At 64.7% G+C, this 14,984-nt stretch carries 20 protein-coding genes; 11 read left to right on the top strand and 9 right to left on the bottom strand.

All coding sequences use genetic code 11. The features are described from left to right. From AUR66_RS11615 to AUR66_RS11600, 4 genes are all read right to left on the bottom strand, one after another. A partial coding sequence (locus tag AUR66_RS11615) for a class I SAM-dependent methyltransferase (RefSeq protein ID WP_058572552.1) occupies window positions 1–523 on the bottom strand: 523 nt, incomplete at its 3' end. Continuing rightward, window positions 523–1,422, bottom strand: coding sequence for a thiamine-phosphate synthase family protein (locus tag AUR66_RS11610; RefSeq protein ID WP_058572551.1), 900 nt, complete (start codon window positions 1,420–1,422; stop codon window positions 523–525). The genes AUR66_RS11615 and AUR66_RS11610, both read right to left, overlap by 1 nt. Then, the gene (gene dcd / locus AUR66_RS11605) at window positions 1,419–2,015 is read right to left on the bottom strand and encodes a dCTP deaminase (RefSeq protein WP_058572553.1); all 597 of its coding nucleotides are present in this window, start codon (window positions 2,013–2,015) and stop codon (window positions 1,419–1,421) included. Before dcd ends, AUR66_RS11610 begins: the two co-directional genes overlap by 4 nt. A 111-nt stretch (window positions 2,016–2,126) precedes the next feature. After that, complete coding sequence (locus AUR66_RS11600) at window positions 2,127–2,867, bottom strand: Yip1 family protein (protein ID WP_058572550.1); 741 nt, start codon at window positions 2,865–2,867, stop codon at window positions 2,127–2,129. 100 nt (window positions 2,868–2,967) lie between these two features. Here AUR66_RS11600 and pth2 point away from each other — a divergent pair, with 100 nt between their 5' ends. Together pth2 and truD are read left to right on the top strand one after the other, a co-directional pair. Next, window positions 2,968–3,306 (top strand): peptidyl-tRNA hydrolase Pth2, encoded by a 339-nt coding sequence (gene pth2, locus AUR66_RS11595; RefSeq protein WP_058572549.1) that lies wholly within the window; start codon window positions 2,968–2,970, stop codon window positions 3,304–3,306. After that, window positions 3,306–4,655 carry a tRNA pseudouridine(13) synthase TruD gene (gene truD / locus AUR66_RS11590; RefSeq protein ID WP_058572548.1) on the top strand — a complete coding sequence of 450 codons (1,350 nt, stop codon included), beginning with the start codon at window positions 3,306–3,308 and terminating at the stop codon, window positions 4,653–4,655. Before pth2 ends, truD begins: the two co-directional genes overlap by 1 nt. Window positions 4,656–4,681: 26 nt before the next feature. On the opposite strand, the gene AUR66_RS11585 is transcribed toward truD, so the two are convergent. Beyond that, window positions 4,682–5,470, bottom strand: coding sequence for a hypothetical protein (locus AUR66_RS11585; RefSeq protein WP_058572547.1), 789 nt, complete (start codon window positions 5,468–5,470; stop codon window positions 4,682–4,684). A 144-nt stretch (window positions 5,471–5,614) separates the two neighbouring features. Between AUR66_RS11585 and AUR66_RS11580 the strand changes: the two genes are divergently transcribed. Continuing rightward, window positions 5,615–6,340 (top strand): DUF2103 domain-containing protein, encoded by a 726-nt coding sequence (locus AUR66_RS11580; protein ID WP_058572546.1) that lies wholly within the window; start codon window positions 5,615–5,617, stop codon window positions 6,338–6,340. A gap of 33 nt (window positions 6,341–6,373) precedes the next feature. Here the strand turns inward: AUR66_RS11580 and AUR66_RS11575 are convergent, their stop codons facing one another. After that, window positions 6,374–7,378 (bottom strand): NAD-dependent epimerase/dehydratase family protein, encoded by a 1,005-nt coding sequence (locus tag AUR66_RS11575; protein ID WP_058572545.1) that lies wholly within the window; start codon window positions 7,376–7,378, stop codon window positions 6,374–6,376. A 102-nt stretch (window positions 7,379–7,480) separates the two neighbouring features. Here AUR66_RS11575 and AUR66_RS11570 point away from each other — a divergent pair, with 102 nt between their 5' ends. The 6 genes from AUR66_RS11570 (at window position 7,481) to AUR66_RS21240 (ending at window position 9,305) form a co-directional block, all read left to right on the top strand. Continuing rightward, window positions 7,481–7,750: a 50S ribosomal protein L37 gene (locus AUR66_RS11570; RefSeq protein ID WP_058572544.1), complete on the top strand. Its 270-nt coding sequence runs from the start codon at window positions 7,481–7,483 to the stop codon at window positions 7,748–7,750. Between the two features lie 33 nt (window positions 7,751–7,783). Beyond that, on the top strand, window positions 7,784–7,918 hold the full coding sequence (locus AUR66_RS11565) for a DNA-directed RNA polymerase subunit P (RefSeq protein WP_058572543.1): 135 nt from the start codon (window positions 7,784–7,786) through the stop codon (window positions 7,916–7,918). Window position 7,919: 1 nt separating this feature from the next. After that, window positions 7,920–8,189: a KEOPS complex subunit Pcc1 gene (locus AUR66_RS11560; protein ID WP_058572542.1), complete on the top strand. Its 270-nt coding sequence runs from the start codon at window positions 7,920–7,922 to the stop codon at window positions 8,187–8,189. 43 nt (window positions 8,190–8,232) lie between these two features. Further along, window positions 8,233–8,616: a prefoldin subunit beta gene (locus tag AUR66_RS11555; protein WP_058572541.1), complete on the top strand. Its 384-nt coding sequence runs from the start codon at window positions 8,233–8,235 to the stop codon at window positions 8,614–8,616. Continuing rightward, window positions 8,617–8,871: a DUF3194 domain-containing protein gene (locus AUR66_RS11550; RefSeq protein ID WP_058572540.1), complete on the top strand. Its 255-nt coding sequence runs from the start codon at window positions 8,617–8,619 to the stop codon at window positions 8,869–8,871. A 227-nt stretch (window positions 8,872–9,098) separates the two neighbouring features. Next, window positions 9,099–9,305 (top strand): HVO_0649 family zinc finger protein, encoded by a 207-nt coding sequence (locus AUR66_RS21240; RefSeq protein ID WP_157533079.1) that lies wholly within the window; start codon window positions 9,099–9,101, stop codon window positions 9,303–9,305. 91 nt (window positions 9,306–9,396) lie between these two features. Here AUR66_RS21240 and AUR66_RS11545 read toward each other — a convergent pair whose 3' ends face one another. The 3 genes from AUR66_RS11545 to AUR66_RS11535 form a co-directional block, all read right to left on the bottom strand. Further along, window positions 9,397–11,310 carry a DUF2070 family protein gene (locus AUR66_RS11545; protein WP_058572539.1) on the bottom strand — a complete coding sequence of 638 codons (1,914 nt, stop codon included), beginning with the start codon at window positions 11,308–11,310 and terminating at the stop codon, window positions 9,397–9,399. Window positions 11,311–11,449: 139 nt separating this feature from the next. Next, window positions 11,450–12,001: a GMP synthase subunit A gene (locus AUR66_RS11540; RefSeq protein ID WP_058572538.1), complete on the bottom strand. Its 552-nt coding sequence runs from the start codon at window positions 11,999–12,001 to the stop codon at window positions 11,450–11,452. A 113-nt stretch (window positions 12,002–12,114) separates the two neighbouring features. Beyond that, complete coding sequence (locus tag AUR66_RS11535) at window positions 12,115–12,639, bottom strand: DUF7097 family protein (RefSeq protein ID WP_058572537.1); 525 nt, start codon at window positions 12,637–12,639, stop codon at window positions 12,115–12,117. Between the two features lie 141 nt (window positions 12,640–12,780). Between AUR66_RS11535 and AUR66_RS11530 the strand changes: the two genes are divergently transcribed. Both AUR66_RS11530 and AUR66_RS11525 read left to right on the top strand, forming a co-directional pair. Then, complete coding sequence (locus AUR66_RS11530) at window positions 12,781–13,128, top strand: DUF192 domain-containing protein (RefSeq protein ID WP_058572536.1); 348 nt, start codon at window positions 12,781–12,783, stop codon at window positions 13,126–13,128. A gap of 277 nt (window positions 13,129–13,405) precedes the next feature. Further along, entirely contained in the window at window positions 13,406–14,944 is a 1,539-nt protein-coding gene (locus AUR66_RS11525; protein ID WP_058572535.1) for a (R)-citramalate synthase, read from the top strand. Window positions 14,945–14,984: the final 40 nt, after the last annotated feature.

The following is a 14,984-nucleotide window of genomic DNA, read 5'->3' as shown; positions in this document are numbered from 1 at the left end:
AGACAGGATTGAGCGCTCGCCACGTCGGGTCCGTCGTCCGCGCGAGGTCGACGAGACAGAGTCTCCCGCCGGGACCGACGAGGTCCGCCCACGACGAGACGACGTCGGCGGGGTCGGCGAACATCCCGGAGACGAACGTCGCGAGGACGGCGTCGACGTCGGTGAGCGGAGGACGTGTCGCGTCGGCGCGGACGAGGTGGACGTTCGGAGACGCGGCCATCCGGTCGCGGGCGACGTCGAGCACGCCCGGAGCGAAGTCGACACCGACGACAGTGCCCTCGGGTCCGACGCGGTCTGCGAGGTACGGCAGGTTCGCACCCGTCCCACACCCCATCTCGACTACGGTGTCTCCTGCGTCGACTCCGAGTGCGTCTGCTGCGTCGTGTCTGAGGCGCCCGACACCGGGTGTGCGGCGGGCGATGGTATCGTAGAGCGTCGCCCAGCGAGTGTAGAAGGATTGCGCGACTGCCGACGGTGACGGAGTCGACGAGCGCTGCGCCGAAACCGACGAGTCGGAGGGCATCAGAGTAAGACGCGAACCACGTCGGCGACAGTCGGCGCGTCGGGACCGAGGATGTACGTGATTGGTTCGATGCCGTACCCACCCGACTGGTAGACGACGAACGTCTCCGGCAGGTCGCGGCCTTCGAGCGTCGCGCGGACCGGGTCCGTCGGCGCATCCGGGTCGAACTCGATGCACTCGTACCCCGCCGCTTCGAGGTCACTGATGACGCCGGCGTCGTAGACGACGTTGAGGGCCGCGTTCACGTCCGCGTCGGCGGCACGGGCCGACAGCAGCACGCTGGCGACGTGCTCACTCACGCCGAACTCCGGTTCGCCGGGGACCGTCGCTTGCCCCTTCACGTCGAAGATACGACCGGGGATGGCGGCCACGTCGTCGATGTTGTCGGCACCGGGGAGAGCTTCGACGAGGTTCGACCCGACGTTGGGGATGAGACCGGCGAACCCGGAGGTGTTGGTGAGCATCCGAAGTCCGCGGCGGACCGACGACCGAACCTGTTCGACCGTCCGGAGGTGTCCCTCGGGGTCGTGGATGCTGTGAAATCCGTCGTAGGAGGCGAGTTCCGGCATCGCCTCTTCGTGGAGGTCCGAGAGCAGGTCGCCTTCTTCGAGTTGTCGGATGAGGACTTCCGACTCGACGAGTGCCTGCACCGGCGTCATGTCGCCGGTTGCGAGACCCTCACCGACGCGGGCGACCAGGTCGTGGACGCGCTTGTCGTCGGCGATGCGTTCGTTCATGCTGACCTCGCCGTGAGCGTACTTCGAGACGGCGCTCTGACTGATGCCGAGTGCGTCGGCTACCTCGGCCTGCGTGAATCCACGAGCACGGAGGTCTTCTGCGAGCAACGCGCGGAACGTGGGAAGAAACGCGTCGACGACGATTTCTTCGATGAATCTCATGCGTCGTCGGTCTCGTCGGCGAACTCTGGGTCGGACCCGATACGCGAGGCCTGTGGCCCGCGTTGACCTTGATACTTCGACCCGCGCTCGGCACCGTAGGGACGGTCTGCGGGCGACTTCATCTCCGTGAAGATGAGTTGGGAGATGCGCATCCCGGGCGTGAGGGCGACGGGTGCAGTCCCGAGGTTCGAGAGTTCGAGCGTAATCTGACCCTCGTATCCGGGGTCGACGATACCGGCCGTGGCGTGGATGACGACGGCGAGTCGACCGAGCGACGACCGACCTTCGACCGTCGCCAGCAGGTCGGCGGGAATCTCCACGCGTTCCTTGGTCGTTCCGAGGACGAAGTCGCCCGGATGGAGGATGAAGTCCTCACCCTCGGGGACGTGCGTCTCGCGGACGTATTTCGACACTTCGTCTTCACGAGTCGGGTGGATACAGGAGATGTTCGTCCGCTGGAATTCGAGAAAGTCCGTCCCCAGTCGGAGGTCCACACTCGCCGGTTGGACCTGCATGTCGATGTCGTCGATTGGGTCCACTACCAGGTCGCCTCGTTCGAGGCGAGCGAGGATGTCTGCGTCCGAGAGTATCATTGTCGGAATGAGCGCGAGGAGGTAACGTAAATCCACCTTCTCGGCCGAGGTGTGTGACGGGTTGTATCCGGAGAATCTCACTCCCAAACCGACACGAGTTCGGGACCGAACCTACAGGAGTTCGAAGACGAGACCGACGACGCTCAAGCCGACAGTGACGAGCGCGGCGTCGCCGACGTCGACGTCGCGTCCGCGGGCGAGGCCATACGTACGGACGTACGTCGCCCACGCGACGACGAGGAGCGTCACGGCACCCGTGAGTAACCCAAGCCCCGAGAGGGACGCCTGCATGGCGCTGACCGCACCCTCCGGGTCCGCAGGCAGGGTCACGCGACTGAGTTGGTAGACGAGGAACGACCCAACCGCCAACAGACGAAGTGTGCTGGGAACCATCCCCCACCCGGCGACGACGAGGGTGTCGGTGAAGCGACCCGACCCGCCGACGAGTGACGACCCGACGTGGAGGAGCGCAGCTTGGAACACCCAGCCGAGGGGAACGAAGAGCAGCATGGCCCACGGTACCCACGAGAGTTCTTGCCAGACGAGGTCACCGAGGCGTCTGTCTATCGTCTCGGGGACAGATGGGTCACAGCCGTCGGGCGCGGACATGTCGTCGAACGCGCCGCCGTCTTCGTACTGCTCGCAGGACCACTCGGGGAAGTGGTCGGGGTTCTCCACCGAAACCTGTTGGTCGAGTTGTTGGGTGAACGTCCAGAGGATACCACCGACACCGACAGCGAGGAGGATACTCAGGAGTGCGACGACGACGAGGACGCGGCCGAAATCGAACGGCTGCGCCTTCGAATCGAAGTATTCGCGGGGCTCGAAGAGGGGCGTTCGGGGACCAGCCATCGGTCGAACGTCGAAGATGTCAAGTAAGTTTCTTGTGGTTCACGGAGAGTCGACGCCCACGATGGGAGGACATTTACCGCGTCGGCGGGGAGAACACGCCATGAAACAGGCCATCGTCGCCCGAGCGGACCTCGGCATGGGCCGAGGAAAACTCGCCGCGCAGGTCGCCCACGCCTCGCTGTCCGCGTACGAAGATACGGACACACAGACGCGAAAGCGCTGGAAGGGCGAAGGACAGAAGAAAGTCGTCCTCAAGGCGAACGGCGAGTCAGCGCTGTTCGAACTCGCCGACAAGGCAGAACGTGCGGGGCTTCCCACCGCAATCATCCGCGACGCAGGACACACCCAACTCGACCCCGGCACGGTGACGGCACTCGCCGTCGGCCCCGGTGAAGACGAGGAAATCGACCGCGTGACGGGCGACCTCTCGCTGTACTGATGCGCGAGGCACACCCTCTCGAACAGGCAGTCGGCATCGACCACTACGTGAGCGACGCGGACGGTATCGGCGGCACCCTTCGAGTCGCCCCCGAGGACTTCCGCGTCCGCGAACTCGAACTCGACTCGCTCAACATCCGCCCGACGGACGCCCACACGGGCGACTTCCCCAACCTCGTCCTCCGCGTGACGCTCCGCGGGTGGGACACCAACGACTTCGCCGGGCGTCTCTCCGACGAACTCGGCGTGAGCAGAGAACGCGTCTCGTGGGCTGGGACGAAGGACAAACACGCCGTGACGACTCAGTTGTTCACCGTCCACGGCGGCGAGGCAGCGTCCGTCCCCGAGGTTCCGAACGCCGACATCGAAGTCGTCGGGCGACTCGGTCGGACACTCGACTTCGGTGACCTCGCAGGCAACGGATTCCGCATCCGCGTCCGTGACCCGGAACGCCCGGAGAACGCGGCGGCCATCACCGAGGCCCTCCGCGACTTCGGCGGCCGAGACGACATGGTGGGCGTGCCAAACTTCTTCGGCCATCAGCGGTTCGGCAGTATCCGGCCCGTCACCCACACAATCGGCCTCCACGTCGTTCGCGGTGAGTGGCGCGAGGCCGTCCTCGCGTACTGCGGTGGTCCGACCGAAGACGAACCCGAAGAGACCCAAGAAGGACGCGCCATCGTCGACGAGGAAGCCGACTCCGACGACCCAGACTGGCACCGCGCCCTCGACGCGATTCCGGGCTACCTCGGGTACGAACGCGGGATGCTCCACCGTCTCGCCGAAGACGGCGCAGAGACCGAAGAAGACTGGCGAAACGCGCTCGAATCTGTCCCCTCGAACCTCCAGCGACTCTTCGTCAACGCCGCCCAGTCGTACGCGTTCAACCGAATCCTCTCGGAGCGACTGGCCCGCGGCCTCCCCTTCGACGAACCGGTCGAAGGCGATGTCGTCTGCTTCGCCGACAGGGACGCACCCGACGGCCTCGAACTGCCCGACGTGAGTCGTCTCCAGTCGGCGACTGGCCGTCGCGTCGACGTGATGGGCCGCCACATCGAACGCGGACGGGCCTTCGTCACCGCGCCACTCGTCGGCACCGAGACGGAACTCGCCGACGGCGAACAGGGTGAAATCGAGCGGGAAGTTCTCGACGAGTTAGACCTCGAACCGAGTGACTTCGACCTGCCCGGAAACTTCCGTTCGACCGGCACCCGGCGGGCGATTCTCGTCCGAACCGACCTCACCATCGACGACGACGACGAGTTCGCCGTCGACTTCGCACTCCCGCACGGGTCGTACGCGACGGCCGTGATGCGTGAGTACCTGAAGGCCGGTCCGCTGGACCTCTGAATAGGGGATTCTCTCTGTTTTCCGACTCAGTCGGCGGACTGCGACTGCGGCGCCGCCGTCGTCCGCGTCGTCGCGTACCCGATTGCCGCGAACGGGAGCGACAGCAGCGTCGCGACGAGTGCGAACCCAATAGCGAGTGCGACGGTCCAAAGTTGGAATCCGGAGGCTTCGGCCGCCGGCGGGAAGTACGACCACACGGGGACTGCGAACGCGAGCGTCGAGACGGCGGCCCCGAGACGATACCGGCCCCGAGCGCTCGACACACCGAGTGCGTATCCGACGGCGAGTGGAAGCGCGAGCGTCGAGGTGCGCGCGACGGACGGGCCGGCGACGGCGTAGGCGACACCCGCGCCGAGGGCGATGGGTGCCATCGCGTACAGTGACCCCGTGACGACGCCTTCGGTGTTCGAGCGTCCGGCGAAGATTGCACCTACCGCCGCGAGGAAGACGACGCCCGTGCCGACGACGACGACAGGTCTGTCGCGAGCGAACACGGCCACGAGTGGGATGCCCGCGGAGGCGACGAGTGCGAAGACGAGTTCCGCCGTCGTGCGGGTGTCGACGGGGTCACGGTGAGCGAAGAACGCACGGAACGTCCCGGCGGCGAGCCACGCGAAGACGGCGAACAGCACCGTCGAGATGGGTGCGGCCCGGCGGAGATACGATGCGATAGCACGGCCAGTGTCGAGTGCTGACTGCCCGAGTTGGGTTGCGAGACGGATGGTCGTCTCTGGGTCGAGTGCGAGGGCGAACACCCCGACGAGACCGGCGAGTGCGAGCGGAGACAGAGACGCCAGAAGGGCGCGACGACGCATACCTCGGTGTCACGGACACGGCACCAATAGTTTTCGCCACGAGAGACAGTCCGGGAATCCGTTCGGCGTCGCCGCGCGGGACGGACGTGGCGAGTCACTTCGAACATAAACGACCTTTTGTACGCGCACACCCGAACCGACGGTATGCATTGCCGGCGGTGTGGGAATCCGTTAGCCAAACCGGGAGACTACTGTCTCACCTGCAACACCGCCAACTGCGACGCCGTCGTCGCCGTCTTCGAATCCGACCGCGCGACGCTCACCTTCCTCGACGAAGACGACATCGTCGGCGAGACGACGGTCACGACCATCCCCGAGACGGACGACGACACCAGAGTCGTCCAACTGCGGAACTTCGCGGGCCTCGTCGCCGACGAGATTCGACGCAAACGCCCGGAGACGGTCTACGCCGCGGGCGAGCGTGCTCCCTTGCGCGAGACGCGCGCGCAACTCCACTACGAATTCTACCGCGTCACGGAAACCGACCCGGTACAGGCCGTCCTCGACCGGCGCGGCGAACGAGCGCTGGAAGTCGTCGACATCCCACCCGCGGAGAAACTCGGTGGCAGTCACACGACGCTCATCGGCGGGCGAAAGGGCAGACGGGCGATTGGCGTCGTCGCCGGCCACCCACACGTCAAGAAGGTCATCCCCGGCCCCATCGACGCCAGCGGTACCGGGTCGCGGACGGGCCTCCGCGCCAAAGTCACGCGCGCGGACACCAATGGAAACGTCAGACTCCTCTTGCGCGACGGGTCCAGCGTACAGGAAAATCGCATCGTCACGACGGCGATGGACCGCGAGACGGGCGAACGCGTCCGCGACGACCTGAACGACGCACTGCGGGAAGACGGACTACAGGACGAGTGAGTTCACTCGCTGGCGACTCACTCCTGAAGACACTCACTGCTGCGTCGCTTCAGTCGGGTGGTCCGCATCGGTTCCGAGACGAATCGGGTCGGCCGCGGCCCCCTGTTCGCGGTACCACTCCACTGTCGCTTCGATAGCCGTCTCCAGCGGTGTCGGCGTCACCGCGTCGCCGAAGGCGTCTCTGAACTTCGAGTCGTCGACGATGTACGGCGCTTCGAACGAGTACCGCTGTTCGCTGAGTTCCTTCAGCGGTGAACTCACGTAGCTTCCGAGTGTCAACACGAGTCCCGAGGCGGCGACGATGTGTGGGAATCCCGGGTCGGCCCCGGCGGCGTCGTAGACGAAATCGACGAACCGGCGGGTCGAGACAGTCTCCGGGTTCGGCACGTGCCACGCCTCGCCGAGTGCGTCGTCACGCTCACCGAGGAGGACCAGCGCACGGGCGAAGTCCGGGACGTAGATGTACGTGTGCGGGTATTTCGGATTCCCGAAGACCATCGCGCGCTTGCCTGCGACGGCGGCCCCGAACACCTGTTCGCCGACGGCAGACTCGCGGACTCGCGGGCCGAAGAAGTCGCTCGCGCGGCCAATCGTCGCCTCGATTCGACCCTCGTCGTGGGCGTCGAGGACCATCCGGGCGCACTTCGCGCGCGTTCGCCCCTTCGGGCCAGTGGCCGCGTACGGCAGGTCTTCGGTGAGTCGAGCGTCTACCTCGCCGTACATGTAGAGGTTCTCTGCGACGACCAACCGTGCGTCGGCGGCCTCGACACCTTCGACGATGCCACGAGTCAGGTCGGGGAACAGGTCGGGCCACGCGTCGTAGGGTGGTTGCGCGCACTGGTAGACCACGTCGGCGTCTGCGAACGCCTCGGCCGCGACAGTCGGGTCTGAAACGTCGACTCTGCGGTGTTCGACGCCCTCGGGAAGCGCGTGTTTTACGTGTCGCGTGACGACGACGACATCCTCGTCGCGTTCACGGAGATGTTCTGCGACTGCCAGTCCGACTGGGCCCGCCCCGACAACGAGGTGTTTTGTCATGCCACTCACTACGCGAAGTATCGACAAAGCCGTGTCTAGGGTCCCGTCTGGCCGAGACGACTCGTAGGGTTTATCCATACTGCCGAGGTAGTTCGCGGTACTATGGCCGACAAGAAGGCACGATCTGTTGGAAGTGCCGGGCGCTTCGGTGCACGGTACGGCCGTGTCGCCCGCCGCCGCGTCAAGGAAATCGAAGCAGAGATGCGCAGTGCGAAAGTCGACGGCGACGACGTTACCCGCGTCGGAACCGGTATCTGGAAGAACGAGAAGACTGGCGAAGTCTTCACCGGCGGTACCTACCGCCCCCAGACTCCGGCAGGCAAGCAGGTTCGTCGCTCCATCCGCGCCGCACTGACCGGCGATTCCGAATAACCTCGAGTTAGCCTCGATTCCTCACATCTTACAATGAGCTACAAGTGTTCCCGGTGCAAGCGCGACGTCGAACTGGACGAGTTCGGTGGCGTTCGTTGCCCGTACTGTGGGCACCGCGTCCTGCTGAAGGAGCGGTCCCCCAACGTGAAAGAAGTCAACGTCGAGTAACGTGCGCTCAGCGCACAGCGCTTCTCTCGAGTTCGACTACCCCGACGAGCGGCGCGCGCGCATCGTCGAACGGAGCGTCGCCGTCGAAGTCGGCGAGATAGACGACGCTCGGTCGAGTGCGCGCGTCCACCGCGAGGGACGGACTGTCGTCGTCACCGTCGACGCCGGAGACATCGTGGCACTCCGCGCCGGCGTGAACACGTGGATTCGCCTCGTCGAGACCGCAGAGGCCGTCGCAGCGGCGGGCGAGAGTCGTTCACAATCTGCGTAGGAGACCGCGGGTGTTTTAGGGCCGGCGTCCCGTCCGTTCGGGTATGCAGGGAAGTCTGCCGCCGGAAGCCCAAGAGAAGCTCGAAGAACTGCAGAACCTTCAGGAGACCGCCCAGAACGTCTCCGAGCAGAAGCAGTCCTCCGAGACGGCGCTCAACGAAGCCAAGACGGCCCTCGACACGCTCGAGGACGTCGACGCTGACTCCACGATGTACCGCGAAGTCGGTGAACTCCTCATCGAGACGGACTACGAAGCAGCGCAGGAAGACCTCGAAGAGAAGGTCGAGAGCCTCGAAGTCCGCGTCGAACAACTGACGAAGCAGGAGTCGCGCGTCCAAGAGAAGTTCGAGAATCTGCAGGAAGAACTCCAGCAGATGCTCCAAGGCGGCGCAGGCGGTGCCGGCCCGATGGGCCCCGGCGGCGCATAAATGCCAGAGCCGACGGACGAAGAAGTGGTCCAGACTGCCGCGGAAGCGGCCGAAGGCCTCATCTTCGCCCGGTTCAAGCAGTCGCGCGTCACGGACTTTGACGTCACTGTGACGTTCGAAGACGGCGTGCTCGACGTGGACGTGTACATCAACGCGCCCGACGACGCCGAAAACGCCGAAGCGGTCGCCGACGAGGCGGCCCGAACGGCACAGGAAGCCGTGGACGAACTGTTCGCGGCCGCTGACGACGAGTAGGGTCTTTTCGCGGGAACCCCCCGCACTCGCTTCACACCGTGAGCGGCGCATCGGTCGTCACCGACGCCACGACAGGTAGCCAGTCGTCTCTCTGAGCGACGTGTTGCCACCAAACTGTGTGACTATCGCATCGATTCGGTGAGTCGCTATGGAAACCGAAACAAGTACGGGGCCAAACTGTACAATCGCCCGATACAATTATGACGATATGTGGTGTATGTTACCTCATGTCAATCAGGCGTACCCCGAGAGGGACGACTGCGTTGGACCGTCTGCGAGAACGCTACACCGACGTCGAGCGAGTCTGTTCGGAGTGTGGACACGTCGATACAGACGGTGGGTGGTCTGCCAAGACTACCGGGTCGGCAGTCCTCTACCGACACGTCTGTCCGAGTTGTGGTGCCATCGAGACGCGGACGCTCTCGTTGAAGTAAGTGCGACGGGGCGTCTTCTCGTCGTCCGAGTTCACTCGGTGAGTGACGACGGTGTCGGAGAAGACGGGACACTTCGGCCGTGGGAGATTCCTTACGCGAGGAAGAACACGAGAAGACTGACAGCCATCGACGCGAGGATGACCGCCAACGCCAGCGCTCCGCCCATCGAGACGACGGCGTTCGCGTGACTCGCGAGCGTCTCGGTCCGGTCGTTACCGAAGATGGTCACTTCGGCGCGCTGGGTGGCCATCCCCGCAGTGACGGGTTCTTGGTCTGCAACCGCCGTCTCGACGAGGTCCGTTACCGTCGCGAGCAGTTCGTCGTGGTCGATTGCCGCCCCGACCTGATTCTCGGCTTCGACGGTGTTGACGATGTGCGTGTCCGTCGTCATCACTTCCGCGACGTCCGCCAGTGCGTCCGGGCCGTCCGTCAGGGTGTCGACGATGTAGTCGCGTAGGCCGGGTTCCATGTTGTTCCCGTCGACGAGGACGTACGCAGTCACCTGGTCGTTTACCTCGGTCACGGCCACGCGGATTCCCAGCGGGCCGATACCCTCTCGCGGAACCCACTCGGTCTGGTCCCACGCTGTCCCGAGTGTGAGTGTCCCGCGAGACGAGGTGCCGAGGTGCTCGCCCGCGAGACCCGCGGCCGATATCATGTCGAACGAGCGTTTGCTCCCGGGCGTGACGTGGCCGAGGTCCGCGCCTTGCAGTCCGTTGTTGCAGTTGTGTGCGTCCACGAGAAGGACGTTTTCGAGGCCCGTCGTCCTCGCCTCGGCGGCGGCCGAGAGGCCGACGGCGTACTCCACGTCGTCCGCGAACATGGGTGCGTACGTGGAGACGAGGACGGCATCGTCGCCGAAGCCTTGGCCGAGCATCTTGGCATCGCCGGATTCGACACGGACGCTCTCAGTCGCCTCGGCCGTGTACTCGATGTCCTCGTAGGCGGCGTCCGCAGCGTCGAGGACGACGTCGACTTCGCGCTCGGTCACGAGGTTGAAGTCGTGGCCGGCGGTTGCGTGCGGCGGGAACGCGAGGCCTTCGGCACGTCGGGCGACCCGTTCGGGGAAGTTGCCGCCGCCGATTTCGCCCATCGGGCCGGGGTGAATCATCGGGAGGACGAATCGGGCTTTCTCGGTGCCGTCGTCTCGGCGGAACGAGAGGACGGTCACGGGGACGATTGCCTCTTGGCCGAGTTGTTCGAAGAAGTCCTCCAGTTCGCGGGTCCCCTCGGCGACGTGACCGATGAACCCGCGGATGAAGTCGAGGACCGACACGCCGAGACTTCGACGCCACGGCCGGTCCACGACGCGGAGGAAGGCGTAGACGCCGAGCGAGTAGATGACGCAGGTAATCGCCAGCAGTTGGAAGTGAGTGAGTGCGATTGCCGAGAGTTCGGGCGGCGCTCTGTCGGGGCGGGCGAGGTAGGGCATCAGGTACGCGTCGAGGATAGGCCCACCCACCTCGAAGAACCGGAGCGTGCCACTGTAGACGAACAACAGGGCCGCGGCCGTGAGCGTCTGGATGCTCGCTGGAACCGCCGCAATCAGCAGCGACGACCGGGAGACGGCCATGATGATGAGCAGGCGGAACGCGAAGACCGACGCGAGAGCGACCACGAGTGCGTCGAAGACGAACCGCTGGCCGAGGCCGGTGAACACCGAGACGATGGCGGCGACGGTGACGAACGTCACGATGATGACTTCACCCGCCAGTGCGAGGAGTGACGAGCGATTGTGCGTGAGTTTGCCGCCGACGAATCGGTCGACGCCGGTCGTCCCGAACGCCGCGACGACAGTGGGGATGCCGATGAAGAAGATGCCTTCCCAGGCGTCCCTGCCGAGGAAGAAGATACCCCGCCACGAGCTTTCGAGGTCACCGGAGTCGAACGCCGCGATTCCGGCCATCGCGGCGACGAGCAAGGCGAACCCCAGACTCGTGTACCAGTTGGGCGCGCGGAAGATGAACCGCGACAACCCAGCGAGGTCGCTCTGCGTGGAGGTCATTTCTCGAACAGACAGAACGGAGTGGGGTAAATCTCTCGTATTATTTCGACCGAAAAAGGATAAGAGAGAGGTGGTGGGCGTTCGGGGCCACGGTTTTTCGGCCTCGACGAGCCGAATATCTCGTTCGCAAGAGGGAGAGTTACGCTTCGCAGATAGCGATGAAGTTCTCGAAGACTTCCTCACCCTCGTCGGTGTGGGCTACCTCTGGGTGCCACTGGACGCCGTAGAGGTCACGTTCGGCGTCGCTCATCGCTTCGATGGTACACACGTCGCTCGTGGCAGTGTGGGTGAAGCCTTCGGGGACTTCCTTGACTTCGTCGGCGTGACTCGCCCAGACACGTGTCTCGGGGGCGAGCGAACCGATGAGTGGGTCGTCTTCGTCGAGAATCTCTACGTCGACGTCGGCGTAGCCACCGTAGTCGCCGGAACCGACGCGGCCACCGAGTTCCTCGGCAAGAATCTGCATGCCGAGGCAGATACCGAGGACCGGAACGTCGAGTTCGAGGTAGTCGGCACAGCGGCCGATTCGGTCCATGTCAGGACCGCCGGAGAGGACGATACCGTCTGCGTCGATGTCTGCGGGGTCCGTGTCGTTGTCGACGAGTTCGGTGTCGACGCCGAGGTCACGGAGTGCGCGCCGTTCGAGGTGGGTAAACTGCCCGTGGTTGTCGATGACGACGATGCGGGTCATGAGCGGGATTGGACTACCGTGCCTAAAAGTGGTTCGAAGAATGGTCGAGATGCGCGTATCCGTGCATCATATTGGCATATCGACCGGAGAAACTGCGGGCGGCGTTCGGGGAGTCACTCGTCGCCGAATCGGTCCCGTGCCGACTGAAAGCCCATCTCTTCTAGCTCTTTCGTCCGTCGCGCTTCACGCGTAGCGATGGCCTCCGGGTCGGGCGAGGCGTCGTCGTCGATGCGGGCGAACGACTTGTGGACCTTCGTGTGACACCACCGGCACAGGGCGACGGTAATCTCGTGCGAGGGCTCTGGGCCGTCACGACTGCCGTACGAGAGGTGGTGTTCTTCGAGTAACGGGCGTGCCGTCGAGTCGTGGGCCATGCGAACCTCTTCGAGGCCACAGCGAGTGCACTCGCGACCGTTGGTGGTCGAGGCGTAGTGGGGGCAGTCGCTGAAGTCACAGTCTTCGGCAGCGGCGACACAGACGTAGTTCTCGCGCGCACGCTCGCGGGCGAACGCCGGGTCTCTATCGGCGTACTCGCGGGCGAGACGGCAGTGCCCGTCACTGGTGAGGTGGTCACACCGGCCGGCGTGGTCGTAGGGGTCGTCGACACCCACGGGCGTGCCTGTCGGCGTCTGTTCCATGCACCGGGGTCAGACCGGCGCGTGTGTAAACGTTGCTCTCGACTGTCCGACGGTCTACGGCCGATTCACGAGAACGCTCTCGAAACCCTGAATGTCGACTCGTCGATGGTTTCATCATCTACTCTGTCATTAATCAGGGTAGTGAGGCTCGTACACCGACAGAACGGCGACCACACGACGCTCGCCTCGAACGTCGAAACCGCCGATTCGTTCCTCTCGAAAGCCCGTGGACTGATGTTCCGCGGGTCCGTCCCCGAAGATTACGCCCTCGTCTTCCGATTCGACGACGCCGATAGACACAGTCTCCACATGATGTTCGTCCCCTTCGACATCGACGCACTGTTCCTCATCGGCGACGAGGTCAAGCAGAAAAAACGCCTGTCTGCGTGGACCGGCGTCGGGTTCGGGATGGCAGACACCATCATCGAACTCCCCGCCGGTGCGGCCGAAGACGTCGAACCGGGTGACCTCGTCGAACTCGCGGAGTGAGACGGATACGGTAGCGTCCACGACTGCCAGACGGTAGCGCACGCGACTGCCAGACGGTAGCGCACGCGACTGCCGCGGCCACCGAAGTACGGGACGCGACGACCACCTCCGACGTGACACCAATTTCTGTCGGAACCATCTCTTTTATACATTCTTCGACAAATGTGTTCAATTACTATGTCGGGAGATACCACACCGACGGAGGATAGAGTAAGTCGTCGCGAGACGGCTGGCTGTGAAATTCGACGGTTCTAACCTACAAGGACACGATTCTACCGTGAACGAACGATTCGGGAAGACCCCCGAGCTACGCACTTCTGATTCGGTACAGTTGTTAGATACGACGCTCCGCGACGGCGAGCAAGCGCCCGGTGTCTCGTTGACGCCGGACGAGAAAGCAGACATCGCGCGCGCACTCGACCGGGCACAGGTCGACTACATCGAAGCAGGAAGCGCCTGTACCGGCCCCGGCGAGCGCGAGACCATCAAGCGCGTCACGTCACTCGGCCTCGACGCGACGGTGACGAGTTTCGCCCGCGGCGTGCAAGGCGACATCGACCTCGCGCTCGACTGCGACGTGGGCGGCATCACGCTCGTCGTTCCGGCGAGCGAGCGCCACATCGAGTCGAAGGTCGGGACGACCCGCGAGGGTGTCGTCCAGACGACCGACGAACTCGTCGCGTACGCCAAAGACCACGGCCTCTGGGTCGAAGTCATCGGCGAAGACGGGTCGCGTGCGTCACCTGAGTTCCTCGAAGAACTCGCACGAACGTCTCACGACGCCGGTGCCGACCGATTCTGTTTCGCGGACACGGTCGGCCACACCAGTCCCGAACACACGTACGACGTGGTCTCGCGTCTCGCGGAGTACGGCCCCACGTCGACGCACACCCACGACGACCTGGGACTCGCGATGGCGAACGTCCACGCCAGTCTGTCCGCGGGTGCGGACCTCGTCCACACCACGGTCAACGGCATCGGCGAACGCGCCGGCAACGTCGCCCTCGAAGAGGTGGCAATCGCGCTCGCACACTGCTACGACGTCGAGAGCGTCAAACTCGACGAACTCTACGCACTGGCCCAGAAGGTGGCCCACGCGACTGGTGTCGCACTCCCACCGAACAAGGCCGTCGTCGGGCAGAACGCCTTCACCCACGAGAGCGGCATCCACACGGACGGCACGCTCAAAGACGACGCGATGTACGAACCGTACTCGCCGGAGACGGTGGGGCGCGAACGACGTCTCGTCCTCGGGAAACACGCTGGCCGCGCCGGCGTGAAGGCGGCACTCGACGAACACGGTGTCGACGCCACCGACGAGGAAGTCGCGGCCGTCGTCAGTCGAGTCAAGGAACTCGGCGACCGAGGAAAGCGCGTCACCGACGCCGACTTGCTCGCGTTCGCCGAAGACGTGCAGGGACGCGAACGTGACCGACAGGTCGAACTCCTCGACCTCACGGCCGCATCCGGCGGTGGCACGCCGACTGCCAGCGTCAGACTCCGGGTCGACGGCGACGAACGAGTCGCATCCGGCACCGGGTCCGGTCCGGTCGACGCTGCGGTGAAAGCCGTCAGAAAAGCACTCGGTCCAGACGCCGACGCCCAACTCGACGACTACCACGTCGACGCCATCACCGGCGGCACCGACGCCGTCGTGACCGTCGAAGTGACCATGTCGCTCGGCGACCGGAGTGTCTCCGTCGCCGCGTCGGACGCCGACATCACGCGAGCGAGCGTGCAGGCGATGGTCGATGCACTCGACCGACTCCTCGAAACGACCGAGGCGACGCCAGAACCCGCATCGGCGGACGACTAACTCGCGACGCGTCTTCTTCGCGACGCGCCCCTTACGCGCT

The organism is Haloferax profundi, assembly GCF_001469865.1.
GTDB classification, from domain to species: Archaea; Halobacteriota; Halobacteria; order Halobacteriales; family Haloferacaceae; genus Haloferax; species Haloferax profundi.
Note: the sequence above shows the minus strand (reverse complement) of the source record. Positions and strands in the feature narration are given on the sequence as shown.